Origin of the sequence: Halogeometricum sp. CBA1124 (assembly GCF_009741955.1) — an archaeon.
GTDB classification, from domain to species: domain Archaea; phylum Halobacteriota; class Halobacteria; order Halobacteriales; family Haloferacaceae; genus Halogeometricum; species Halogeometricum rufum.
This window is the reverse complement of sequence record NZ_WPCD01000001.1, coordinates 1-23,077: the sequence shown is the minus strand read 5'-3', so window position 1 is coordinate 23,077 and position 23,077 is coordinate 1. Positions and strand designations below refer to the sequence as shown.

Genomic DNA, 23,077 nt, shown 5'->3' with positions numbered 1-23,077 from the left:
TCGTGCGAATCCGTCAGCTCCGTTCGGGAGTCCTCGTCTCGATACCGCCGACGCGGAATCGAGTGACCACCACGACGAGTGCGACGCCGGCCATCGCCGGGAACAACACCCGAACTCCGGTCGAGATACCGAACTGCCCCGAGAGCGTCCCGACGACGACGGGGAGGACGGAGAGACCGACGTAGTTCGCAGCGACGGCGACTGCGTTCACCGGACCGCTCCGTTCCGGGAGGGCGTCGACGCCGAAGGCGGACATCGTCGGGTAGAACCCGGACACGAGGAGACCCAACCCTAGTACAGCGACGGACAACTCTATCGGTGACGGCGAGACGAAGGCGACGAAGAGAAGCGGAAGCGACGTGACGGCGAGCGTGGCGATGAGGGTGAGCGACCGGACGTGCGAGACGAGACGGCTGTACACCAGTCGACCCGGGATGTACATCACGAGAAACCCCGAGAGCAGGAGGTTCGCCGTCGACTGCGGGACGAACTGCGTCGCGTAGAACGGTAACCACGTGAAGAGCGTCCCCTCGATACCGCCGGTCAAAACGAGTGCGCAGACCATCCCGACGACAGAGGGCTTTCGCAGCACGGACCGTAACTCGGCGAGAGTCAGTCGCTGTTCCGTCCACGTCTCTGCGGGTAATTCGAGTCTCGTCAGGAGGAACGCCGTCGGCAGGAAGACGACGATCAACACGAGGTACGTGAGTCGCCAGTCGCCCAGGGAGAGAACGACGTTGACGAGGAGGGGGCCGGCCGTCGCCCCGAGGGCCCACAAGACAGCGTACAAGTTGAAAATCCTGCCTCGTTGGTCGGGGTAGAGGTGACCGAGGAGGGGTCTGTCGAACGCTCTGAACACTCCGAACGCAACCCCTTGGACGAGAAACCCGCCGAGCAACGTGAGGTACGACACCGACGTACCCAACAGGAGGAGGCTCGCGATGGTGACACCGACACCGACGGCGAGGAACCGCTTGACGTCGAGGCTTCCCGAGAACATCCCGACTATCAGAACCGTCAGGACGAGTCCGATAGTGCCCGCCGGAGCGACGAGTCCGAGGAGGCTCTCGGACACGGCAAATGATTGTTCGAAGGTAGAGAGGAGGGCTCCGCGGGTCTGTACGGCGATGCCGTCTCCGAGAACGAACAGAAAGATGGCTAACGTCCACTTCTTGCGGCGGTCCATTGAACACATCTGGTCCGCGCTGTCACATAAAATTCGGCCATCGGCGTGGCCATCGTCGGTCCGCCGACGGAGGAACCGGAGAGACAGTCCGGACACGGGAGCGTTTCGGGCGACCATTCAAATAGATGGTCTCCGTTGGTGACTGCATGTACCAGATACTGGTACCAGTCGACGACGACGTCGGCAGAGCAGTTGCACAGGCAGAATTTGTCACCGGTTTACCGGGCGTCCCCGGCGACGTCGGTGTGACCGTTGTCCACGCCTACCGAGACGACGGTGCCGACGACGACTTACCACCGGAACAGAGCAAAGCGGTCAGCGAGGCGTTGGATCGCCTCGCCGAGGCCGGGGTCGAGGCCGAGTCGCGTGAAATTTATCTCCCCGTCTCGGAGGGGATACTCGACATCGCTTCGGACCTTGCAGTCGACCACATCGTGCTCGGCGGACGGCGACGGAGTCCGGCGGGGAAAGCCATCTTCGGGAGCGTGACTCAACGTGTGATACTCAACGCAGACCTGCCCGTCACCGTCGTCGGCATGACGGACTAACGACTTCAGATACTGGAACCGTCCGTCCGGTCGGGTAGTGACGTCATCGGTTCGGAGTCGTCTCCGGTTTCGACCGAATCGTCGACCTTGCGTCGACGGGAACGACGACTGTGTACGTTCTTCCTCTCGTCACAGACACGACAGAATGACCGAGACCAGTCACTCTGCACCTCCCTCGTCGCACCTCCTCTCGGAACGTACTCGTCTGTGATCTGTCTAACAGCATCGCAGAAGTATACCTCTATCGACTGACTTTGAAATCATCTTGCCAAGTATATTTACGAAGTTCGCCTCCTCTATTTCTATTCTCTAAGTATGAATTTATATTGGATATTTAAAAGACACTTTGCTCTTATAGAGTTACGTTTTGGGTAATAGGATATTATACGGTCAAAATCAGTCGACGTATCTGTCGCGATGGGCATCGATGTAGCTACCAGACTCGTTCGGTTAGTCGAGTTCACATCCGGGGCTTCGTCGAACACTACGGAGTCGGGCGGTTACCGTACGAGTTCGGATCGGCAGAACCGTATGACCGCGTCACCGACACCCGCGCCCGCCTCCAAACAGACGGCACCTCCCGAGTCCGGTGGTCGGCGAGAGCGGTCCGGACCGACTGTCGTACGTCCAGCGTGTACGGGAGCGTGAGTCGGTGTTCGACCGGGGGCGTCGCTTGTGCGCTTTCCGACGGACACCGCCCACCGAAGCGATACCGCCGCTGTGAGGACCGCTTACGCTTGACCAGTCTCCTCGTCGGTTCCCTCCGCGCTGGTGTAGTCCTCCTCGTCCTCGGGCGGTTCATCGGTCGCGGGCTCCGAGGCGGCCTCGTACGGTGAACTCTCGCCGTCGGGAGTCTCACCGTCGTCCCAGACGATGTACCAACACTTCGCGTCGGTCGTGTCGGCCTCGGCCAAGTCGGCCTTCGAGGAGACGTGAGCGTGTCTGAGGTCCGCTTCGGCGAGAATCGCGTCGTGGAACTCCGCCCTCGTGAGAACCGCGTACTGCAGGTCCGCACCGGTGAGGTCTGCACCCGCGGAACCAGTTCCCTTGTCGAGTTCCGCGTCGGCGAGGTCGGCCGCTCTGAAGTGTGCGCCCGTCGCCGTCGCCTCGTTCAGTTTCGCCTCGGTCAGCGTCGCCCCGGTGAAGTCCGCGTCGGTGAGGTCGGCCTTCTGGAACGCTGCGCTCGTGAGGTCGGCGTCTCTGAACACGGTGCCGATGCAGGTGGCGTTCTCGAACGTCGCCCCTGTCGCGGCCGCTTCCGTGAGGTCGGCGTCCGAGAGCGTCGCGTGTGGCAGTTCGGCGTCGGTGAGGTCGGCGTGGAACAGTACTGCCTCGGTGAGGTCCCCCCGTTCCAGTTTTGCACCGACGAGTTTCGCGTACCCGAGGTCGGCTTGCACGAGTTTCGCCTCCAGCATCTCGGTCCCTTCGAGAGTGGCGCCTCGAAGGTTCGCTCCCGGAAGCGTCGCGTAGTCGAGTGACGCCGACGAGAGGTCCGCGCCGCGTGCGGTGGCATCCGAGAGGTCCGCTTTAGAGAGGTCCGCCTCGACCAGCGTTGCGCCGTCGAATGTCGCGCCGTCCAACTTCGCACCCGAGAACGTCGCCCCGGGAAGGAAGGCGTGCGAGAAGTTCACCTCCGAGAGGGTCACGTCGGCGAAGTTCACGTCGATGCTCGCGCCCGTGGTTCCCCGTTGGTCCGCGTTCACGCTCCAGAAGTTCACCTTCGGCATCGTCGCGCCGGCGAAGTCGGTTCCGGCGCCGACCGTCGCACCGGCGAAGTCGGTCTCCGTGCAGTCGGTGAACTCCATCGACGCGCCGTCCAACGTCGCGTCGGTGAACGTCGCGCCGCCCAACTTCGCGCCCGCGAGGTTCGAGTCGGCGTCGAACGTCGCGTCCGGTGCGGTCGCTCCCTCGAAGACGGCCTTCGAGAGGTTGGCCCCCGAGAAGTTCGGCCGCCGCACCGTCGCGTTCGAGAAGTCCACTTCGACCAGTTCCGCGTCGTCGAACGCCACCGAGGTGGCGGCGTTCCCACTCGATTGCTCGACGCTGTCGTCTCTTCGACGCGGTAGACAGTCGCACCTGTGAACATCGCCTTCGAGAGCTTCGCACCCGAGAACGTCGCGTTCACGACCCGGGCGCGGTGAAGTCGGCGTTTCGAACGTCGTCGTCGGCGAAGTTCACGCCTCGAACCGTCGCTCCGTCGAACTTCGACCCGTACAGGTTCGACTCCGCGGAGCCGAGTTCGACGTCACGAACCTCTGCCGTCGAGAAGATGGCCTCCGACAGTTTCGCGCCCGACATGTTCGTGTTCTTCGTCTGACCGCCCTCCGTACTCGGGCCGACTCTCGCCTCGGTGAAATCGGCGAACCGGAGGTCGGAGTCGGTGAAATCCACACCCAGAAGCGTCGCCGACGGGAACTTCGCCCTCGAGAGGTTGGCCCCCGAGAGGACGGTTTTCGAGAGGTAAGCGCCTTCCAGCGTCGCTTCCGAGAGATTCGAGCGCACCGTCTCGTCGGATTTGCCCAACTTCGTCTCGGTGAGGTTCGCGTTCGTGAGCGTCGCACCCGCGAGGTCCGCACCTCTCAGCGACGCGCCGGTGAAGTCTGTGTCGGTCAGGTCTGCGCCCGCGAGGTCGACGCCGTCGAGGACTGCCCCCGTGAGAAGCGCCCCCCGTCATCGACGCCGACCGCATGTCCAGCGACCCGCCCTTGACCTTCGCCTCCGAGAAGTCCGCACCGTCGAGCGTGGCCTCGAACAGGTTCGCACCCGATAGCTTCGCGTCCGGCGCGCTGAAGTTCGTCAGGTCCGCCCCGCGGAGGTTCGCGTCGGTGAGATCCGCCTTCGTCGCCCGGACGTCGGCGAGCGACAGTCGGTCGCCGAGGTCCGCCCCGCCGAGGTACAGTTTGTCGAGGATGACCGGAGTCTCTTCGGCCTCCAACCGTTCGACCAGTTCCGCGACCGGCTTATCCGTGACCTCCGCGTGCCAGATACAGCGGTCGTCGCGCCACTTCTCTCTGGTGCAGTGGACCTCGTCTTCCTCTGTGTCCCAGTCCCAACCGTCGGACCCGGACGGTGGGACGTACTTTTCGCCTACCTCGTCGATGTCAAACGAGAACGTGCACCAGTGGTTGTCGTCGCTCCCCGCCATACTCAACAAGGGACGGCGACGTACTTATAATCATATGTAGTATGACATATCTTCTGTTCGATGACTATCATTCGGTTCGGCACGAAGAAAGCGATATAATGGAAGATGACCGAACAACATGAATTCGAAAGATAATACAAGTTTATGTGTCGACACGATGACCTCAGTGTAGAGGGACGGTGCGAAATGAGTCAACAAATTCGGCGGGCGGGGACCGATGGGTCCAGGTTGAACCGATTCGAGCGGAACGCGTACTTCCACGGGAAATTGATGACCGCTCGCGATATGGAGGCGGAGCAGTCGTACCATCGAGAGCGGACGAACGCCATCTCGAATCACGTACTGGGCGGTGGCCTCGTCTGCGGGCTCGGAACCACCATCAGCGAAACCGATAGGCGGGGACTGGAAGCGACTATCGAACCCGGCCTCGCCGTCGATAGACAGGGTCAGTTGATGGTCGTCCCCTCGAACGGACCGTACCGACTCAAAGAACGCGATGGCGGGGACACCGACCCCGAGGAACCGTGTCACGCGGACGGGAAAGATATCTACGTCTTCTTGGAGTACAGAGAGTGTCACGTGGAGTCCGTTCCGATTCCCGACGGCGCCGACGGGTGCGAGGAACGGTGCTGTCACAACCGAATCGTTGAGACGTTCGACGTGGTCTACAGCGAGCAGGCACCGACCGACTACAAGACGGTGCCGTCGGTGACGTTTCCCGCCAAAGAGAAACTGACGAAACACGGGGGGTCCGCGCGGGAACACCACGAGGCGCTGACGCAGATGGCTCGGTCCTACTACGACGAGCACTCGGAAGACTGCGACGGAGAGCCGTTCTCCGTCTACCTCGGTCACTTCGAGAAGGACTCCGGGAGCGAGTGGGAACGCGACCCCACACCGGACCTGCGGTCGTTCCTCTACACGAACGACATGCTGTACGCCATCATCGCCTCGCACGTCACGGATTTCGACGACCCCCACGAGATCGACGCGCTGAAATCCATCCACACGGTGAGTAATCCCAACGGCAACGTCGACCTGAACTCACCGAACGATACCCTCTCTATCGCCCCCGATCAGAACGCGAAGCAGGTCAACATCGACGTGAAGGGTGACTACGTCACACGCGTGGAGTACGAGCGCTTGGAACGCAGGGTCCGGGAACTCGAAAAACAGGTCGAACACGTCCTCGAAGAGTGCTGCGACGACGACATCGTCATCGAAAAGCAGGCCGACTCGAAACAGCAACGGTCCGAACGACAGCAATCGGCGTCCGGCGACAAAGAAGAGTAGCCGGACGGCCGAGAGACGCGACCCGATTTTCACCGCGAACGACTCGCGAGTCAGGAGAGTTCGAAGTCGCTGCCGAGTCTGGACTGCCAGCCGAGTTCGGCGTCCGATTCGGCGGTCCCGACGACGGAGTCCCAGCCGAGGTTCGACTCCGCGACGGTGAACGAGGGGTCGGGGAGACGACTGTTGACGCCGAGGAGGACGTGCCCGCCCAGCCGACTCCACGGTCTGAGGTGGACGGTTCGACCGACCGCGTGTGCCGGCTGTTGGGCCTCCACGAGCCGTCGAATCGCCGCTCGGGCGTCCGCATCGACGGTCGGCCCCACGAGGACGACGAACTCCTGCGGACAACAGAGCACCGCGTCGAACGGCGACTCGGCGTCGTCGCCGGACGCGCGCTCTGCTCGCAGCGCCTCACACGACCCTTCGGCGGCGTCGCAGTCCGAATCGGCGTCGGCCACGTCGGCCACGTCCCAGTACTCGAGGAGCCACACGAAGTGGCCGTGCCCCGCCTCGTCGCCCTCGGCTCCGCTCACCCGTGGTTCGGCCGGACGCGCTACGCCCGCCTCCTCACCCGCTCCGGTCGGCGACTCCGCGCCCGATTCGACGGGGATTCCCCCGAGGAAGATGTCGAGGAGTCTCCGGAGTCCTCGCCGCGTCCCGCGCTCTCTGAACAGGTTCGGCGCTTGGGCGACGAGTTCTCGTCTCGACCAGTCCGACCACGCGTCGTCCTCGGCGACGCTGAGCCAACTGCCCAACCACGACAGGTGACTCGACGGCACCGACTCGGGGTCGAAGTACTCGGTCAACGTCGCGACGTGGTGGTCGATGTCGGCGTACGTATCCTCGAACACCGTCAGGTAGCGAGCCAAGAAGTCGGCGCTCTCTTCGTCCGTCTCGTATATCGCGGGCAGGTAGTCCAGGTACGAATCGTGCGTGACCGACAGCTTCAGGCGGTCGACTCGGGGCGTGTGGAAGCGGTCGCCGTGGAGTTCGAGGCGAACCCACAGATATCGGCGGCCGTTCGGCTCGACGAGTACGTGGTTCGGATACCCGCTGTCGGCCGTCGCCCACACCGGGTCCGGTTCGTCGTCCGCGTCGTTCGACGGTTCGCAGATGGACACGGGGCCGTCAGCGTCCCCCATCCCGTCGGCGTCCTCGCTCCCTCCGCCTCCGTCTTCGGATGGTCCGTCGACGCCACCTTCCGCGACTCCGTCGCCCTCACCTTCGGGGTCGCCCGGGACTGCGTCGGCGTTCGTCGCGGCGTAGCGGAGGACGACCCGCGTTCCGGGCGGCTGTGTCCCGAGTTCCAGAGCGAGCCTGTACCAGTCGGCATCGAGTGCGCCGAAGTCGTAGCGGGTCGTGAGGCGGCCGACGTACGCTCCGCCGACTATCTCGACGGTCTCCGCCGGGTCGAGGACCCAGACGACCCCCTCGTCCCCGTCGATGGCGTACAACTGCGGGTCGACAGCCCCCCACGGACCGCGACGGAGTCGGACGCAACTGTGCTTGTAACTCGTGAGGGGGTCGGCCGCGTTCGTCTCCGGGTCGTACCGATACAGCGTCTTCTCGGACGGCGCGTCCGGTCCGACGCCGAGGACGAACGCTCCGTCGCCGAGCCACTCGATGCTGGTCGCACTCGCGACCGGCAGTTCGACGGGGTCGCGGTCGCCGTCGGGTTCGCTCCCGTCGGGGTACCACCCGAACAGTGCGGCCTCGCTGTCTCCCCCCACGAGGACGGCGATGGCACCATCGGCGGTGACGGCGAGGTCCACGGGCGCTCGGAGTTCTCGCACGAGGTGATTCACCTCGGCCCGTTCGCTCACCCGAGCGACGAAGCCGCGGTCGGTGTCGCTCCCGCGGTCGAGCACGTACACCGTTTCGTCCGGCCCGTTGACGACACGCGTCGGCTCGACGAACCCCTCGGTCGTCCCTGGCGCGTCGTCGTCCGCGGCCCACTCGTCTCCGGTGAGCACCCACCGCGTCTGCAGCGAGTGGACGGAGAGCGAGTGAACGTACCCGACCGTCCGCAGTCGCTCGACGCCATCGTCGGTCGATTCGTCGTCCGTCGCCGCTACCCTGCGGGTACCCACCACGTACAGGCTGTCACCGGCGACGCAGAGTCCGGTCGGCGACTTCCCGTCGGACCGCAGGTCTTCACAGCGCACGGGGCGGAACGAGTCGCTCCCGCAGACCGCCCGGAACAACCGTCCGTCTGCGGTGAGCACGTACTCGTCGCCGGTGAGGGTCACGTCGATGTCGATGGGACGCGCGGACGCGAACGCCTCGGTCCATCTTCGAGCCGGTGCGACGAAGGTCGGTGCCGCCGCACGCGCGAGTTCGACCCCCTCGTCGGTCAGGACGACGTTCTCGCGCGTCCACGCCTCCCACTCGCCCGGCGTCGCCGTGTCGACGACCGTGAAGTCTCTCGTCATGGGCGGTCACAGTCTCCTGCGGCCGGTCCGTTCGTCCCGACGCGGGCCGTCACGGTGTGGTCCGTCGGCGTGAGGAGGGCGTCCGCGTCGACGACGACCGCTCCGTTCGCGTCGAGGCGACCGTCCGTTCGCACGTCCAACCGGGTGACGCAATCGACGCCCGGCACGCTCTCTATCTCCTCGTACAACTCGGACCGGTAGAGGGGGCGGCCGAACGGCCACCCGTCACCCTCGAAGCCGCGAAGAGGGTCGAGGAACTCGTCGAGTGCGGCGTCGATAGCGTCTCTCCGGTCGGTGACGGCGTACTCCGATTCGAGTCTGACCTCCACGTCGACGCCCACCCCCACGTACGTCGGCGGTTCGACGCGCACCCGGTCGGTGAGGAGTCGGTGTCGGTCGAGGTGCGCGTCCACCGCATCGAGGAAGCCAGTGCTCGGTTCCGGCCGCGAGGACCGCGAGTACGGGACGACGACGACGTTGACCGACCGGTGCGGTTCGCACTCTCTCGGCGACTCGTCGGACGGTTCGGCCTCCCCGTCGGCGTTCGCGTCTCCCGCCGCCGATGCGCTCGACGCCGGTTCGGACGACTCGGTGGACAGTTCCGACGCCTGCCGAGATGCCGCCGCAGAGCGCTGTTTCGTTTTCGGCCTCTGCCGCATCCGCTCGTCGTCGAACTGTCTCACGGGCCGCCCGTCGTCGGCCGACACCACTCGGTCCTCGTCGGGGCGTCGGTCGGAGTCACCGTCTCCGCGGCACACATCTGCGGCGTCCTTCGACCAGACGCTCGGGGGCCGTTCGACCGGGTCGTCTTGCACGACCCACACCGCGGCCCGACCGAACCGAAGTCCCGGCGTGTGGGTGGCGAGATACTCGTAGTCCGGGGCGGTGACGGCGCGGTACGGGACCCGCCTGTCGGCGACGAGACGGTCGAACGCGTCCTCGATTGGTTCGGCGGGCGCACCGCCGGTGACGTCGGCTACCTGCTCGACCGTGAGACTCGCCGGGTCAGCGGTCGTGAACTTCCCCTTGGGGTCTCTGAAGCGGACGTCCGCCCCCGCGAACGACCACTCCGCTTCGGCGGAGACGCTCCCCGCGTCCCCCGTGCCGACGTATCGCGTCGCCGTAATCGGGGCGTCCAGCGGCGGAATCGTCCCTCGAGCACCGTCGCCGAAGCGGATTCCTCGATACGACGGCTCCACGACGAAACACCGACTGTACGGGCCGGCCGCATCGAAGTCGTCCCGCCGCCGCCATCGCTCGTCGCCGACCCACACGGCCACGTCCGTGTCGAGTAACGGACCGTGCTCGAACTCGAAACGCTGGTCCGGAAGCCCCGTCGAGGCGGTGTTCCCCTGCCCGTCACGGAGCGGTTCGCCGCCCTCCGAACGGACGGTCCACCGCCGTTCGACGGGGAGCACGTTCACCGCCACGCTGTCGATTCTCGGCACGATTTCGTGGCCGGGAGTGGTCACTCGGCACCGAATCCACCGATACGACGTCGCGTGGTCGAACATCGTCCCGCCGTCCACGTTCCACGAATCGGGCTTCTTCAGCACGACGCGACCGCTCTCGTAGAACTGGTTCGTCCCGTCCGCCTCTACCGGCAGCGACTCCCACGCACCCTCGTCGTACCACTCGTACGTCGGGCAGTGCTCCCACTCGACCGCCACCGTCGGTTCGAACGTCGCGTCCTCGGTCCACGCGTCCACGCCTGCACCGTGCCTCGCGAGGGCAGGCAGGTCGTCTTCGGCCAGTTTCACGGAGAGGGCGAGTTCGCCCTCGCCGCCGAACGGGTTCCCCGCGAAGCCGAGGTAGAGCACCCCCTCAGCGCCGTCGCCGAACGCGGTGAACTGCATCCCCGCCGTCCGGTTGGCCGTCGTCTGGTCGCGGCGGCCGCGCGCCCCGTCGACGACCACGCGTTCGAGCGTCGCTCTCGTCACCGCCGTCGCGACAGTCGTCTCGAACCCCACCGTCCGGTCGTCTCCCGTCGTGGCCAGCAGTTTGGCTCCCTCGTTCACGGCCGCGCTTCCCGCGTGGTCCGGAAGCGTGACGCGGACCGCCGCCGTCGCCGGGCGCGGCGGCCGTGGCCGTTCACCCAACAGGGCGAGATACTTCAGCCGGTGCGCGTCGGTGATGCGGTCCAGTTGGTAGGTGTACGTCTCGGCCAGCCACGCCAGCAGTTCGAGGACGGTTATCCCGGGGTCCGACGCGTTGTGGTCGGTCCACGTCTCCGAGTAGACCGGAATTCGGTTCCGAGCGTCTCTGAGTATCGTTTCGTACGGTCTGTCGTCTAAGGTGGGGATGTCGAGACTCACGTTTGGTCCTCGTTCTCGTCGTTCGTCGTCAGTTCGCGGGTCGCCTGCACGGTGTGCGCGGTGCTACAGACTAACGTGTCCGGCGGGACGGTGGGGAGTCGCTCGTCGTCGGCGACGGTGTAGCCCCGTTCGCTCCCGTGGTACGTGACCGTCAGCGAGACGACGTGGTCCACGCCGCCGACCCGTTCGAGGGCGGCGTACACGTCCGAGAGGCAGGGGAGTTCTCCGAACGCCCACCCCTCGCCCTCGGGACCTCCGGTCAGCGGGTGGAAGAAGGCCGTCAGTCGAGTCGTAACTGCTGTCTCCACCGCGGCGATGCTGCTCGCGACGGTCTCGTCTACGGCGACCGTGACGTCGACGCCGGCTTCCACGTAGTTTGGTCCGCGGACGGTGATTCGATTCGCGTCCGGGTCGCCCGCCGCCGTCGTCGTCGGCACGGGGGCGTGGCGACGCAGGGCGTCGGCGACGACGGATGTCACCTCGGCGTTGGGAGTGGGGCGGCGTTCGGTCGACCGCGGCACGAGCAGTACGGTCACCCACCCGGCGCGAGGCGAGTTCGAACGGTCCATCCCGGGGACACACCGGACGCGCGCCAGTTCTCTGGACGCCGACGCGGCGATGCGCTCGAAGTCGTCGGCCGTGACCGCACGGTTCCGGTCCCCCAGCGTCCGGGCGGCACGGTTCGTCGCCTCGGGGGTCGTCTCCGCCTCGGCCCCTCCGCCACCGGCGTCCGGGTTCCACACGCCCTCCACGTACGGAATCGCCGTCACCAACGCTTCGATCGCTTCGGCGGGGACGTTCCCCGCGACACCGCCCCCCGTTCGGTAGTCGGCGCTGACGTTCTCTTCGCCCGGTGGTGGCGTCGCGCCGTTCGTCCCGTCGCCGAACGTGAGGCGGCCGTCGATTCGGTCCAAGACGTAGTGTCGATCCTCGTCTGTGGATTCGGTGAAGTCGTCCACGCGCGTCCACCGAACCCAGAAGGCCGTCGGCGCACCCTCGTCGTCGGTCTGTTCGGCCGTTTCGACCCCGGACTCTGCTACCGCCGTTCGTTCGGCCTCCGAGAGCGTCGCCAGTTCGTCGACCCACACGGACTCGTCGACCACCGGACGGTTCGCGAACGCGAACGCCTGGTTCGGCGTCCCGTCACTGGAACCGAGAACCTCGCCGGTGACGGTCACCACGTTGTACGCCCACCCCGCGTTGGGGTAGATGCCGCGGAGCGAGGGCGGGTCTCTCGTCGCCTCCGTCGCCGTCTCCAACAGTCGTGGTGAGAGGGACTCGCACGGCGTCGGAGTCGGTTCCGGCGTCGGTTTCGGCGTCTCGAAGGCCCCGTCGACAGCAGATTCCTCTTTGAGACTCCGTTTCGCCGTCGTGTCCACCGTGTCTATCGCCCTCTCTTCGTACCGAACGCTGACCGGGACGGACTCCCAGTCGGGCGTGTACAACTCGACGGCACCCGTGGGTCGCGAGATGGGAACGGCTATCGATTCGTTCGGACCCAGTGACGCAGCCAGGTCGGACGACGGCGAGTCGGGGCCGACGGACAGCGAGAACCGTTCGAGGTTGAACCTCTTTGCTCCCCTGTTCTCCAGGACGACGACGTTCTCCGTCCGGTCGACGAGCATCTGTATCGCCGATTCCTCGTCCGGTGGGTCGTCTCCCGGAACGGCGGCGTTCTCGGTGACGGTCACGTCGAACGGGTCGCCGACCAACCGGGCGCGAATCCAGTGGCGGACCCGGCCGAACCGCTCGAACGCCTCCGTCGCCTCCGGGAACGCGAGCGAGACGATACCGCGTTGCAGGAGTCCTTCCGTTCCGTCCTCGGCGTCGAGTTGCGTCCACGTCTCGCTTGCGGGGTCCTCGCAGAACTCCCACCGCGCCCGCGGGTAGAACGGTACCGGATACGGCTTGTCGGCGACCGAGTACAGCAGTTGTATCGGTCCGTCGTCCAGCGGTCCGTCGAAGCCGAGATAGAGTACCTCCGTCGGTTCCGCCATCCGCGCCTCGGGGAGTCGCCTGAACGGGCGAATCGCCGTCGCCTGCGTCTCCGCGGAGAGTCCCTTCGCCTCGTCCGCGCCGTAGCCGCGGTTGTTGAAGGCCACCACGTGGTCGGGTTCTTTCGCCTTCGAACTCACCGCCTCCTCGGCGGTGGTAGGTTCTGGATAGCTGATAGTGAGTCCCGTGAACTCCGGGACCGCATCGTGAATCATCTCCCACTCCTCCGGGTCGACCGGGTTGCCCTGGTCGTCTTTCTTCTGTCGGAACCGGATGGGGTTGTCCTCGAGGAGGCGAACTCGAATCCAGTGGTGTTCGTGCCCCGAGACGGACGTCGCCGCCGCGTCCTCGGGGACGACGAACCGAACCGCCCCCTCGCCAACCTCCTCTTTCCGTTCGCTCAGTTCCAACCGCGCCCACCCCGACCCGTTCCAGTACTCCCACGAGTAGTCGGGCGGCGCGAGGTCCGCGAGCGACGGCCTGTCCGTCGTCTCGAACCCGAGTTCGACGGGCGTCTCCGTCTTCGAGAACGCCTCGTCGGACGCGATGTAGAACGTGTCCAACGGAAGCGGCATCTCTCCGAACGGACGTATCGGTCCCGTCGTCGAGAGCGGTACGTCGTTGGCTAGCAGCATCTGCGGTTTCACACCGGTGTCCGATTCGACGAGCGACAGGCTCAGCTTCGACACCGACGCTTCGAACAGTGCGTCGCCGAGGGTCGGTGGCCCCACGAACCGAATCCACATGGTCTCCACGTCCGTCACCGGCGGCGATTCCGCCGGTTCCGCCTCGGCCGCCGCGGCTTCGGCCTCCGCGCCGACGAGTCGCAACTCGTCCGTCGGAAGCGTCGTCGCCGCGAACGCCTCCGCCTCCGCCTCGCTCAGCTTGAACCGAATCCGGACGCCGTCCTCGGCACCATCGCTCAGGTCGGCCGTCTCCACCGTCCCGTCCACGGTTTCCCCGAGCGAGTGCCACCCTTCGACCTCCTCGCCGCCGACCTCCTTCACGCCGAAGAACTGACAGCCGAGCGATTCGAACGCGCCCGTCCCGACACCCTCGACGGTCACCTCGAACTCCGTGTCGGTCGATAGTTCGAAGAAGTTCGCGTGGCCGACGTACAGCAGATGCTCCTGCCGGTTTGCTCCGGTGAACAGTTTCGTCTCCGCCTCGTCCGCGAGTGCGTCGTGGTGCACGAATATCGCGTCGTCGGCCGGACTGACACTGACCACGGAGTCGAGTCGCGCTGGGGTCGCCTCGAACCCCGCTCCGTCGGGTATCTCGAACGTTATCTCGGACCCCTCGCCGGGTGGCGGTGCGAGCGCTTGCGTCCCGGGCGTATCCCGACGTTCGCGTCGAGTCCGGGAGCGACGTCGAAGACGAGGGGGAGTTTCGCCGGTTGGGGAGGGTCGCGGTCGAACGCAACGCGTCGAAGAACGCGAAGCGGTGCTTCTCGGGCGCGCGGTCCACGCGTTCGAGGACGTCCTCGGTTATCTCCGCGAACAGGTCGAGGACCGCGGTTCCGACGTCTCCTTCGTCGGGGTCCCACGCAGGGGTGTAACTTCGTGCCCGTTCGGCGGCGGCGGCCCGCAGTGCCGCGCGTCGGCGTCCGTCTATCGTCGGCGTCTCACTATCTGTCATCTGTCACTCCATCGCAGTTCACTCGTTGATGTAGAACGGGTAGACGAGGTTCCCGGTGGCGTTCGTCTGCCGCACCCTGTACTCCACGCTCACCAGCAGTCGCCCCCGGCCGATGTCGTCGATGTCGACGGAGACGTCTCTGACCTCGATTCGCGGCTCCCACTTCCGCAGTGCCTCCTCCACGCTCGTCTGAATCATCGTCACCGTCGCCGTGTTGACGGCTGCGAACACGAAGTCGTGGATGCCGCACCCGAAGTCGGGTCGCATGACGCGCTCTCCCTTCGCCGTGCCGAGGATGATTCTGATCGCCTCGTCGATGTCGGTCTCACCGGTCGAGACGGCCACGTCCGCGGCGTCCGTGGTTTCGACGGGGAAGGTCCACCCAGTGCCGAGGAACTCGCGATTCATCTGGTTCTCACCCTATCTGGACGGTCGGACAGCCCATCGCGATGGTGTTTGGGGGGCCGGCCTCCGGAATCGTGTCTCCCTGCCGCGCCGCGGGCATGCTGTTTATCAGCACCGTCGTGCTCCCCATCGCCACGACGCCGCCGACGTGCGGCGTCGTGCTCGGCAGGACGAGCGGACACGTGTGCATGTCCGCCCCGGCCCGCCACGCAGGCATGCCGCCGATGAGGACGGTCGGACTCCCCGCGCCGAGGAGCGGTGTTCCGTGACTGGTCTGGTCGAGTACGCGTGCTGCTGGTGGCATGATGGTTCAGTTTATCTTGACGAGTGAGCCTTTCAACGTCAGAATTCCGCCGGCTTCGACGGTGACGTTGCCCTGTCCCTTGATGTCGATAAGCTTCGACTCGACGCTCACCGTCGCCCCGCTAGAGACGTTGATGGCTCCGCTGTTCGAGTCGAGTTCGACGGTGTTCTGTCCGCTCTTGTCGGCGACGACGATTTTCTCGCTTCCGCTGGCGTCGTCGAGGAGTATCGAGTGACCGGCGTTCGTCGTAATCTCGACTTTGCCGGCCGTGCCGTTGTCGTTCAGCGTAATCTGGTGACCGCTCCGGGAGCGAATCATCCGCACGTCGTTGTTGCCGTCCGCGTTGTCCTCGGGCGGTCGCTCGGCGGAACTCCACAGCGCACCGATGACGTACGGGTAGTGGATGTTGCCCTGTTCGAAGGCGACGAGCACCTCGTCGTCCACCTCCGGGTGGAAGTACGTGCCGCGGTCCCCTCCGGCCATCGTCCGGGCGACGCGCGCCCAGTAGCTCTGTTCGTCCTCGTTGCGCCACGGGTACCGCACTTTCACCCGCGCCATCCCCTCGGGGTCCTCGTTGTCGGTGACGATAGCTGTCGCGACGCCGCGAATGGCGTCGTCGACGTCGTCGGTGAATTCGCTGTAGCTCACGTCGTTCCTCCCTTCCGCTTTCTGACCTGGAACGTGGTCGTGTATCCGCTCGTACTGATCTGGTGGTCTGCGCTCTCGACGTAGTACCGCCCGTTGAACGTCTCGGTCACGCCGTCGAGTTCGACGGTGATTCCGGCGACGAGTTCGGGCACGCCGATGGTCTCGCCCCGTCCGGTGAGGCGGCCCTGACGGATGCGCGCGGCTTCGGACGCCGCAACGGTCTCCGCCTCCGCCGGCGACTCGACGGGCATCCGAAGGTCCCGGGCGTCGCCGTTCGGGTCCGCCCCCTCGGCCGACCCTTCGATGACCTCCCGTCCGTTCCGGTCGTTCCACCGGACGTTCACTCGACTCACGTCGCGCGCTCGGTTGAGCCGCGGCGAGAACGACCGCAACGACTCGCCGTACGCGAGTTCGAAGTCTGCTGGCCTGTCCTCGCGGGGTTCGCGGAAGTGGAACGCGTCGGTGGTGACGAACACCTCGTAGTTGTACCGCTTCGCGCGCTGTTTGACGAACTGGTAGTCGGTCTTGTTGTCCTGGACGATGCGGGGGAACTCCAGGTCGGTTTCGTCTATCACCACCTCGCTGAAGCCGTAGCCGCCACGTTCGAGCACCTTCCTCACGACGTTCGAGTCGGTCACACGGTCCTCGACCGTATCACGGTCCCACGTCTCCGTGTTCGTCCCCGTCATGAGTTCGTGCAGGCGGCCGTAGCCGCTCACGTCGACGGTGGGCACGCCGTCGGCCGGGAACTTCGGCTCCGCGGACTCGACGGTTCCGACGACCATCGGTACGAGCGTGTCGCCGTACCCCAACGAGACGGTCACGGGGCTGTCCGAGTCTATCAGCCCCCAGTCGATGCCCTCGAACTCCCGGCTCTCCTGGTCGTACAGGTTGTTCAACGAGAACGAGAACCGCTCGGCGCTGTCGACGCTCGTGCTCACGGACAACTGTGAGACGACGCCGCTAGCTTCGGTGAACGTGGTATCCCCCGCTTCGACGACGAATCGGGGAACGTAGAAGTCGCCGTACTTCTCGCGCACGTCGGCGAGACTCATCTACGGCTCCACCCGCGGCACCACGAGTCTGTCTCCGGGTCGGAGGCGGCGCGGGTTGTCGATGTCGTTCGCCTCCGCGATGGGTCGCCACCGCGTCGGGTCGCCGTACTCCGCGTCGGCGAGCAACCACAGCGTCTCCTCTTCGGTCACCCGGCGCAGTTTCGTCTTGTCGGCCGAACTCCGACGGACCTGTTCGGCCTGTTCGCCGGGCGGTCTGTACTCCTTGAACGTCACATCCATCCGCGCGCGGACCGGCACGCCGGTCGGCAGGAACATCGTAAAGCGCGTGTTCGCGCTCTGGAGGACGGACTTGAAGTCGAGTCCGCCCCAGACGAACCGGCAGATGGGCGGCGCGTGCAGGTCGCCGTCCACTTCCAGTAACCCCCGCACGCGGTCGGTGTACGTCCGAACGTCCCGTTCGTCCTCCTCGTAGGCGTCGAAGAACAACTCCATCGAGAGCGTCTCCGCCTCACCGCTCGTGAACTGCGTTACGGGCGAGGTGAACCCCGGGAGCGACTGGTCGGCGTACGAAATCGACTTGTCGAGGTTGTACTCCGTCGGGTTGAACCGGACGGGAATCTCCTCGCCGCCGGCGACGACGACGGCCTTCACCAGGTTCGAGTCCGTCCCGTCGGGCATCGCCGTCAGCGCCCCCGCCGTTCGCGCTCGATGCGGAGCTTCCGTTCGAACTTGTCGAACAGAGTATCAACCAATCTGTCGAGTGTCGGGTCCGCGTCCATGTGACGGCTAACAATCGATTCCAGAGGTGATATATGTTGTTCTGGTGAACTGTAACGTCGGTCGGTTCCCGGGTCGGTCGGTTTCCCCTTTCCAGTCGCTGCCACGTCGCTGCCTCCGACATCGGAGGTCGTACCCTTGGCTAACTCCGACTGCGACGCCTCCGACCGTCTGTACGTCAACCGTCGAGTGTCGCCACCCGGCGGCACGAGTGTCGACTGGGCCGTCAGTTCGGCACCCGTAGGTGACCCCACGTCCCCCTCGGTCCACTGGAGCGTGCGGTCTCCGAAGCGTAGACCACCCCGGCTCTCCCTTCGCTTCGCGGCTTCGACGGCCCCGGTCCGCTGGTCGCTTCGAGCGGTGACCGAGAGCCGCGGTGCACGCGACAAGACGGTGGACCGACGCCGTTCGCGAGTCGATGGGGTTCGCCGCTCCGCGCTCGTCGTTCTCGTGACGAGGCGCCGTCGAACCGGGGACCGCGGCGGAGTCATCTGTCCAGCAGCGAGGGAGTCGTCGGCGGGTCTGTCCAACACCTCCCGGACCCGCCGTTCTGGAGGTGCCGGTGAGGCTTTCGCTGGACTCGGGTCGTCCGCGTTCGGCGAGCGCTTCGGTCCCGTCACCGGCGAACGTTCGGGTTGCGTCGGAGACGATTCGGCCGCGGATGGACCGCGGACCCTCGTCGATGTCCGGGCGGGTGGTGACGCGGGCGGGCGCTCCCGACTCCCGTACGCGACGGTAGTCGTGTCCTCTCCGAGGTGCATCCGTGCTCCGACGCGTGTCACGAGGTGAGCGGAATCCGCGACGCCGAACTCCGTGGGACGACGACCCTGTGAATCGAGAGGCGGTTGCTCGAATCCGCCGCCGAGCGCGGCCACGTGTCGTCCGGACGGGGACGCCGCTCTCCCGTCTCCGCCGGCCCGTCGCGGCGCGGCCGGGGTCCGACCCGTCGGGCCGTCGGTTCACCGCCGGCGAGGGGAGACTCCGCTCCGTCGTCGGTACGGCGTCGATGCTCGCGGGAGACCCACGGCGCTCCCGGTGGGCCGGCGGGATGCAGAGTGGCCCCACGCCAGTCGCTCGCACCCGCTCCGACCGTTCGCCTCGTCAGTTCGTGGGTCGCCAGAACGTGCGTCTGCGGCCGGTTCCTCTCCGATTCGCCTGCCTGTTGTTCGCGCGTCAGCGGTCCGCGCGTCTCCAGCGTCGGAGTGGCGGGTGAGTTCGTCCGCGAGTTACTGACCTCGCGGCGTTCCCGAACGACTCGGGTCGAGGTGTGGTGGACGTCCCGACTCCGGTCGGTGCTCTCGGCGACCACCGGACGGTGGACGAGATACGAGAGCGCAGACCGTCGCCAACTGGTCGTTGGTACCCGTCCCTGCAACACGCCGAAGAACGGAGTCAACCGAGCGACTCCGTACCGAGCGGTCGCTCTCGGTTTTCCCTCCGGTTCGTCCCGTTCGTCGCGGTGCCACCGACCGACCGCTATCGGACGTGCGACCCGCGGTAGTTCGATGTCGGTGGTATCTGTCGGCATCTGTTCGTTCCGACGTGACCGCTTCGGTAGCTTCAGTCTCTCGCCACGGTCTTCGTCTTCCTCACGAGTTCTATTGTCGGGGAGCGGTCATATACACTTCGGGTCCTCGAGTCCGCGGACCGTCGTTCGGGCCACGGACGCAGTCGATTGACGGGCACCGGTTCCCAACTGTCTCGAATCGGGACGGTCGGGTGCGTGGGGTTCCGGACTACTTCGAGGTGTACACGTGACCGTCGATGTCTCTGATCGTGATCTCGAATCCCTCCGCGGCGTCGAGGACGTCCCTCGGAATCGGCGCTATCTGCTCGGGGACGATGAGCACCTGCTGGCCAGTGAGCTTCATTCCCTCGATCTGGCGGGCCCTCGAAGAGGGGACATCCGCGATAACGGCTCCCGGGGGATACTTACTCCACAGTTGCATGAGGTAGTCCACGGCCCTGTCGTAGCCGATTTCGGAGAACTGCGTGAACTTGTGCTCGCGAATCTCGGGCGGTCTCGACGACCCCTCTCCCGCGGGCGACCCCTCGCCCGGAACCCAGCTATCGGCACGCCAGTAGAGCGGCCGATCGTTCCGGGTCTTCCTCCCGGTATCGACGTACACCTCCGCGTGGATGCTGCCCTTCCCCTCGGCCGCTTCGTGTTTCTCGACGACCTGGTCGTCGAACAGGTTGCCCCGCTTCGCCGGATAGCCGCTGGAGATGTCCATCGGAACGTTGGCACCGAGTTCCTTGTCGTACACCTCCGGCACTTTGTCGAGGTCCATCCGTGTGTAGTGAAGGCCCAACTCGTCGAACGCCTCCGCAGCAGGGTCGTAGCCGACCGGTAGCGCGCGTTCTTCGGCCAAGTGCTGGAGTAACTCTATCCGGTCGGGGTCAAACCCGAGTTCCTCCATCCACGCGCGTTCGACCGCCCGCAGGTCGGCTTCGAGCACTCGCGCGTCAGATGCGACTTGGTCGGCCAACCCTCGGTCGTCCGCTGCGACCGCCTCCCGTGCACGCTCTTCGAGCGAAGCCACCCGACGGACTAACTCCGGGTGGTCGTCGAGTATGTGAGCGTACCGTGCGCCTAACGTCTGACACACCTTCGAGCAGCGAATGATCTGTCCGCGTTTCGTGAGCGTCAGCGTGTGGTCGCCGTCCTGCGTCCTTCGGGTCACCGGTTCGCCGCCGAGACTTCGACTCGGTGAGCGTCCCCCCGTGGCCTCGGGCGTCCGTCGAGGTTCGCCGTCGTCGGGTCGGCGTTCCGGGGCGACGTCGGGTTCTCGCGCCCCCGGCCGGACCGCCTCCCCGGATGGTCCGACGTCCCTAGTCTCCGGCCGGGAGACGCTTTCCCCGACGGTCGGCGCTTCCGAAGTCCCCATGCGACGCTGCTGGGCACGCTGTGACAGTTCGCGTCCCACGGAGATGCCCGATTCGAGCATCGCCTGCCCCAGAATCTCCATGATTCGTGCAGTGCGTTCACCCTCCGGGAGACCTTCCAGCGCGGCGATTTGAGTGGCGATTTGGGCGGGAACCAACAGCCCGCTCAGACCGTCGGCACCGAGACCCATCACGTAGAACGCCCGACCGGTCTTCACCATCCGAAGCGGCGTCACAGCGTGTCCGACGCCAGTGAACCCTCCGACGACGTTGACGACGTCCATGGCCGTCGCCATGTCGAATCGGAGGGTGTCGTCTATCGCTCTGTTGATAACTCGGTAGCCCGATGGAATCGCGCCGACGGCACCGATGGGAAGGAGCAGCGAGATCGACGAACCGGCCGTGAACGGGGCCGCCGCGACGGCCGCTATCGAGAAGACCATGGCGACGTTCTCGACGGCTTCCATGAACAACGCCCCGGCGCTCGCTTTGATGCGCTTCGAGACCGTCTCGCCGTCTATCTGAACCGCGACGTAACCGCGGCCGTACCCCGCGTAGCCGCTCAGGATGTCCACCACCGCGTTCATGATAGCCTCGGCGCGGTTGCGGCCGGTGCCGTAGTCTTCACCGCTGTTCGCCGTCGTGAGGTCCGACACCCAGTACTCGACCTGACCGTCCTCGGTACCGCGGTAGAGCGCTTCCATCGTCAGCTGAATCGACTCTCCCTTGTCGCTGACGAACGTGGCGACCAGCGGTTCGGCGGCCGTGAGGTCACGCTCCTCGCCGCGGTCCGCGCGCAACGCGATGATGACGTCGAGTCGCTCCAGTTGCGTCTGGACCCGGGCCCGGTCGGCGCTCCCGACGGGGAGCGAGTTTCGGTACTCGACCAACTTCTCGCGTTGGACGCTCAGCGCGCCACCGACAGAACTCAGCGACCGTTCGAGCGTGTCCAGTTCCTGCCGCAACTGTTCCTCGTTCAGGTGACTGACCGGTTGACTCAACAGGTCCCGTAGTTCCGCCATCCGCTCGTGCTCCCACGCAGTGGTCGCTCCCCGCTCTCGATTGCGACTCTCGACCAGTTGGACCGGGTCGCGAACGATGATGGGGTAGTACGCGACGCTCGGCGGGCGGACGACTTCGGCGTTCTCACCGGTGTACGGAATCGCCTTACAGCGGACCAGGTAGGTGCCCGGGCCGGGGAACGCGATGTTCTTCTCGCTCGCCGGCGTCGTCAGTATCTCGATGCCGAGTCTGATGCCTTCGCCGACGTACCGGAGTATCGCGTTCGCCGCGACGAGGGACGTCGCCGCGACGCCCGGCGGGCCGAGTTCCTCGAACACCGTCTCGAAGTCCTCCTCCGCGTATCGAGTCGCGCGACCGAATCGCTGGCCCGCGACGTCCCATCCCGACGGGGTCTGCGGGTCGAGTTCGTCGAACGAGGCCGTCTGCTCGCCCTCGGGAATCCGAACGTAGTTCCACTCGTAGTAGTACGACTGGAACGCCGCGAACACGTCCGGGAACTGGATGCTCATGACGAAGCGGTAGTCGGCTTCCGAGGACGCCTCGAACTGGGGTCCACCCGGTGGGCCAGAGAGTGTCGGCGAGACGCTCATCTTGGCCGGGATGGGCGGCGTGTTGGCCGTTGCGGGTTGGTCACGGACCTGCTGGTCGCCCGAGGGCGGTCCGCTCACGCTCCGCTCTAAGAACCGACCGAACCGGTCGAGTAACTCGCGTCTCGCCTCCGTCTCGGTCCACGACCGATCGACCAGCGACTGTTGGCTGTGAAGGAACGAGAGGAACTGCGACGCTATCGAGGGGTGGGGAGCGCGGTTCTCCGGCGCTTGTCGCGGTTCGGGCTGTTCGTCCTCTGCCAACCCCTCCGGTCGCGGCGTCGGCCAGAGCAACTGATACACCCAGTGGCCGACCAGCGAGGTGTCGGCTCTGATTCCCTCCAAAACCGCCGCGTGGAACTCCAGTTCGAAGACGATGTCCGTCAACACGCGAACGATGCCCTGACGGTTCGCTTCGGAGCGCTCAGAGTGGTAGAGCAGAGCGGCGTCGATGTACGAGCGAAGGAGGCCGATATTCTGCGCCAGTTGTGACCGGAAGAGTTGCTCGCTGTACCACGCGGGCAGCGAGATGTCCATCTCCTGTGCAACTTTCGGGACGTTCAGTAGTCGCCACGCGTCGGAACTCGCAGTGCCGAGGTAGAGGAGTTCCCGCTGACTGTCCGAGAGCAGCACGGTGACCCCCTTCGTCCGTTCCTAACCAGAGCACCGACTGCAGGGCGAGGTGACTGGGGATCCAGAACTGTGTCACCGTCTCGCCGCCAGTCGCGTCGCCGCCTAACGTCCCCTCCCCGTCGCCACTGCTTCCGCGGTCCCCCACTGATCAGAACTCGGCGGCCAACGCGGCGGTGTACCCTTCGTCGCCCACCAGCGTCGTAGAGCGCTATCTCCGAACCTGTCTCGCGCGGCAACCGGGCCGAA

The 23,077-nt window shown here is 65.7% G+C and carries 14 protein-coding genes and 2 pseudogenes; 2 read left to right on the top strand and 14 right to left on the bottom strand.

Annotated elements, in window-relative coordinates:
* Positions 1-13 precede the first annotated feature (13 nt).
* Positions 14-1,186 carry a sugar MFS transporter gene (locus tag GJ632_RS00075; protein WP_197427749.1) on the bottom strand — a complete coding sequence of 391 codons (1,173 nt, stop codon included), beginning with the start codon at positions 1,184-1,186 and terminating at the stop codon, positions 14-16.
* Positions 1,187-1,332: 146 nt separating this feature from the next.
* Here GJ632_RS00075 and GJ632_RS00070 point away from each other — a divergent pair, with 146 nt between their 5' ends.
* Complete coding sequence (locus tag GJ632_RS00070; RefSeq protein WP_089810076.1) at positions 1,333-1,734, top strand: universal stress protein; 402 nt, start codon at positions 1,333-1,335, stop codon at positions 1,732-1,734.
* Between the two features lie 731 nt (positions 1,735-2,465).
* Here GJ632_RS00070 and GJ632_RS00065 read toward each other — a convergent pair.
* From GJ632_RS00065 to GJ632_RS25660, 4 genes and pseudogenes are all read right to left on the bottom strand, one after another.
* Positions 2,466-3,743: a pentapeptide repeat-containing protein gene (locus GJ632_RS00065; RefSeq protein ID WP_191451423.1), complete on the bottom strand. Its 1,278-nt coding sequence runs from the start codon at positions 3,741-3,743 to the stop codon at positions 2,466-2,468.
* A 112-nt stretch (positions 3,744-3,855) separates the two neighbouring features.
* Positions 3,856-4,257, bottom strand: a complete 402-nt coding sequence (locus GJ632_RS00060) for a pentapeptide repeat-containing protein (RefSeq protein WP_197427748.1) — start codon at positions 4,255-4,257, stop codon at positions 3,856-3,858.
* Positions 4,258-4,392, bottom strand: a pseudogene (locus GJ632_RS25665) (pentapeptide repeat-containing protein); the annotation flags it as partial.
* 58 nt (positions 4,393-4,450) lie between these two features.
* Positions 4,451-4,879, bottom strand: a pseudogene (locus GJ632_RS25660) (pentapeptide repeat-containing protein); the annotation flags it as partial.
* A 270-nt stretch (positions 4,880-5,149) separates the two neighbouring features.
* Between GJ632_RS25660 and GJ632_RS00050 the strand changes: the two are divergent.
* Positions 5,150-6,172, top strand: coding sequence for a hypothetical protein (locus GJ632_RS00050; RefSeq protein WP_191451419.1), 1,023 nt, complete (start codon positions 5,150-5,152; stop codon positions 6,170-6,172).
* 50 nt (positions 6,173-6,222) lie between these two features.
* Here the strand turns inward: GJ632_RS00050 and GJ632_RS00045 are convergent, their stop codons facing one another.
* The 9 genes from GJ632_RS00045 to GJ632_RS00005 all read right to left on the bottom strand — a co-directional run bounded on the left by GJ632_RS00045 (position 6,223) and on the right by GJ632_RS00005 (position 22,831).
* The gene (locus tag GJ632_RS00045) at positions 6,223-8,604 is read right to left on the bottom strand and encodes a phage tail protein (protein WP_191451417.1); all 2,382 of its coding nucleotides are present in this window, start codon (positions 8,602-8,604) and stop codon (positions 6,223-6,225) included.
* On the bottom strand, positions 8,601-10,919 hold the full coding sequence (locus tag GJ632_RS25050) for a baseplate J/gp47 family protein (protein WP_191451415.1): 2,319 nt from the start codon (positions 10,917-10,919) through the stop codon (positions 8,601-8,603). The genes GJ632_RS00045 and GJ632_RS25050 overlap by 4 nt, the downstream gene beginning before the upstream one ends.
* Positions 10,916-14,107 carry a putative baseplate assembly protein gene (locus GJ632_RS25045; RefSeq protein WP_191451413.1) on the bottom strand — a complete coding sequence of 1,064 codons (3,192 nt, stop codon included), beginning with the start codon at positions 14,105-14,107 and terminating at the stop codon, positions 10,916-10,918. The genes GJ632_RS25050 and GJ632_RS25045 overlap by 4 nt, the downstream gene beginning before the upstream one ends.
* Positions 14,108-14,570: 463 nt before the next feature.
* On the bottom strand, positions 14,571-14,960 hold the full coding sequence (locus GJ632_RS00030) for a GPW/gp25 family protein (protein ID WP_191451412.1): 390 nt from the start codon (positions 14,958-14,960) through the stop codon (positions 14,571-14,573).
* A 7-nt stretch (positions 14,961-14,967) separates the two neighbouring features.
* Positions 14,968-15,261, bottom strand: coding sequence for a PAAR domain-containing protein (locus tag GJ632_RS00025; protein WP_089810090.1), 294 nt, complete (start codon positions 15,259-15,261; stop codon positions 14,968-14,970).
* A 6-nt stretch (positions 15,262-15,267) separates the two neighbouring features.
* On the bottom strand, positions 15,268-15,909 hold the full coding sequence (locus tag GJ632_RS00020) for a phage baseplate assembly protein V (protein WP_197427738.1): 642 nt from the start codon (positions 15,907-15,909) through the stop codon (positions 15,268-15,270).
* A complete protein-coding gene (locus tag GJ632_RS00015; protein WP_191451411.1) occupies positions 15,906-16,964 on the bottom strand; it encodes a phage late control D family protein in 1,059 nt (352 codons plus the stop codon). The genes GJ632_RS00020 and GJ632_RS00015 overlap by 4 nt, the downstream gene beginning before the upstream one ends.
* Positions 16,965-17,603: a LysM peptidoglycan-binding domain-containing protein gene (locus GJ632_RS00010; protein WP_089810096.1), complete on the bottom strand. Its 639-nt coding sequence runs from the start codon at positions 17,601-17,603 to the stop codon at positions 16,965-16,967.
* 1,835 nt (positions 17,604-19,438) lie between these two features.
* Positions 19,439-22,831 (bottom strand): hypothetical protein, encoded by a 3,393-nt coding sequence (locus GJ632_RS00005; protein WP_191451410.1) that lies wholly within the window; start codon positions 22,829-22,831, stop codon positions 19,439-19,441.
* Positions 22,832-23,077: the final 246 nt, after the last annotated feature.

What these genes read in the sequence shown, in the direction of transcription:
- GJ632_RS00075 (WP_197427749.1), bottom strand. Translation starts at nt 1,186, where the DNA reads ATGGACCGCCGCAAGAAGTGGACGTTAGCCATCTTTCTGTTCGTTCTC.
- GJ632_RS00070 (WP_089810076.1), top strand. Translation starts at nt 1,333, where the DNA reads ATGTACCAGATACTGGTACCAGTCGACGACGACGTCGGCAGAGCAGTT.
- GJ632_RS00050 (WP_191451419.1), top strand. Translation starts at nt 5,150, where the DNA reads ATGACCGCTCGCGATATGGAGGCGGAGCAGTCGTACCATCGAGAGCGG.
- GJ632_RS00045 (WP_191451417.1), bottom strand. Translation starts at nt 8,604, where the DNA reads ATGACGAGAGACTTCACGGTCGTCGACACGGCGACGCCGGGCGAGTGG.
- GJ632_RS00030 (WP_191451412.1), bottom strand. Translation starts at nt 14,960, where the DNA reads ATGAATCGCGAGTTCCTCGGCACTGGGTGGACCTTCCCCGTCGAAACC.
- GJ632_RS00025 (WP_089810090.1), bottom strand. Translation starts at nt 15,261, where the DNA reads ATGCCACCAGCAGCACGCGTACTCGACCAGACCAGTCACGGAACACCG.
- GJ632_RS00015 (WP_191451411.1), bottom strand. Translation starts at nt 16,964, where the DNA reads ATGAGTCTCGCCGACGTGCGCGAGAAGTACGGCGACTTCTACGTTCCC.
- GJ632_RS00010 (WP_089810096.1), bottom strand. Translation starts at nt 17,603, where the DNA reads ATGCCCGACGGGACGGACTCGAACCTGGTGAAGGCCGTCGTCGTCGCC.